This window comes from Gemella bergeri ATCC 700627 (assembly GCF_000469465.1).
Lineage (GTDB): Bacteria > Bacillota > Bacilli > Staphylococcales > Gemellaceae > Gemella > Gemella bergeri.
The window spans coordinates 1-2,093 of the sequence record NZ_KI271852.1 but is presented as its reverse complement, the minus strand read 5'-3'; the positions used below and the strand labels follow the sequence as shown (position 1 = coordinate 2,093).

The following is a 2,093-nucleotide window of genomic DNA, read 5'->3' as shown; positions in this document are numbered from 1 at the left end:
ATATATTATTAATTTTTATATATTTTTCTAATATACCTAGTAAAATTTTTAGAAAAAAATGAATATAAATACTTTGTTTTTTTTCTTAAAAATGGTATAATTTTGATAGGTTTTATTGTATTTAATAAATTAATGAAAATTTCAGGGGGAAGATATATGACATATATATTTTTATTTGTGTGTGTCCTTGTTCTTGGTGGTATAGTGGCACTATTTATCTTAAGAAACAGGAAAAAACAAGATTTATACCCTCTTTTAGTTATGAAAGATGAGCTAGAAAGAGAAACGCTATCTGATGATTTGAAACAGATAAAAGCAATAAATATATCAGGTAAGGCAGAAAAACTTTATGCAAGTTGGGAAAGTGAATGGTACGAAATTCAAAGTATTGATATTGAGGAATTGGATAAAGATCTTTACAGTGCAGAAGGATATATTGACAAATTTAACTTTAAAAAAGCTGATGAAATTATTATGAATAGCGGTGAGTTAATCGCTAATATTAAAGATAGAATATCCGGTATAAGAAAAGAAATTAAAGAATTAGCTGAAATTGAACCTAGTAATAAAGAACTTTATGAGGAGATTGTTCAAGAGTATAAAGAACTTAATCGTGAATTATTAGCTAAACGTCATCAATACGGTACTGCTGCTGAAGAATTTGAATTAGAAATTAAAGAAATAGCACCACAATTAGATGATTTTAAATTGTTAACTTCAACAGGAAAGTACATAGAAGCACAAGAAAAAATTTCACACATTAAAGATGTTGTATTAAAGTTGAAGGAAAGAATGGAAATACTTCCGGATCTATTGAAAGAAATCGAAAAAACATGTCCTGCACAAATTCAAGCACTACGTCTTAAAGTAGAAGAAATGGAGAAAAAAGGTTTTAAATTAAATCATTTAGACATATCAGGTAAAATAGAAAGCAGTGTGTGGCAACTAAATGACGCAAGAGATAAGGTGAAATCCGGAGATATTGACTTAATAGAAAATATTTTAGATGGAATTTACGATGTAATTGATGAAATTTCAAAAGATTTGAAAAAAGAACTTGAGTATAAGAAATACATTGAAGAAAACTATCGTGAAATTACAAATAAATTAAATTTACAAGATCAATTAAATGAAGCTTTGTATAACAATATTCAAGAGATAAAAAATAGATATCAAATTTATCAAAAAGATGAAGAAATGGTAGCAAACTACTATGAAGAGTTAAATAATCTGTTGAATATTAAACATGATATTGACGTTTATATTAATAATCAACCGAAACTTAACTATAAAGACTTAAAAGAAAAAGTCGAACTTCTAGGTCAAGGACTTGAAAAAATAGAGGAAGATCAAACAAATTATTCAAGGTATTTAACCAGCCTTCGTGAAGAAGAGGGCATTGCCAGAGAAAAATTATCATTTATTAATCAGGAGAAAGAGGTTATTAAACGTAAACTTGATAATTCCAGAGTTCCCGGTTTTAGTGACAGGTTTATTGTTTTATACAAAGATGTAACGGATAGTTACAAGTATGCCTTAGAGGAATTAAGAAAAGAACCAATTAATATAGATTTACTAAAACGTTCCGTAGCAGAAGCAGAGGAGTCATTAGAAATTTATCGTTCTGAAGTAAATACCATCTTAACTGACATAGAATTGATTGAAAAATTAATTCGTTATGCCAATAGGTATAGAAAAGATAATGTTGAATTACATCAACAGCTAACAGTTGCTGAACAATACTATCGTGAGTATCGTTATAACAAAACGTTAGAAATAATTAGAAATTCTTTAGATAAGATAGAACCCGGAGCATATGAACGTATAAGAAATTCTATTAAATAGAATAAGAAGAAAAGTATTTAGTATAGAGTGTAGAAATCTATACTAAATATTTTTTTTATCTTACTGTTGCGCTTTATTTTACAATTTATCTTAGTTGATAGAATTAATAAAATTTTAGTTATCAAATGGATATTATAGGTAAGCTAGATAAGTATAACTAAGATTATATTTATTATTATTTTCTCAATTAACTATTTATCACATAATTTAACAATTAAAATATTCTTTCACAAAACATAAATATTTTA

1 protein-coding gene is annotated in these 2,093 nt (G+C 26.5%); it reads left to right on the top strand.

The window, feature by feature from the left end:
- The first annotated feature begins 156 nt into the window (after positions 1 to 156).
- Positions 157 to 1,845, top strand: a complete 1,689-nt coding sequence (locus HMPREF1983_RS04995) for a septation ring formation regulator EzrA (protein WP_040461076.1) — start codon at positions 157 to 159, stop codon at positions 1,843 to 1,845.
- Positions 1,846 to 2,093 lie beyond the last annotated feature (248 nt).

Coding starts and splice junctions, on each gene's coding strand:
- HMPREF1983_RS04995 (WP_040461076.1), top strand. CDS start 157: ATGACATATATATTTTTATTTGTGTGTGTCCTTGTTCTTGGTGGTATA.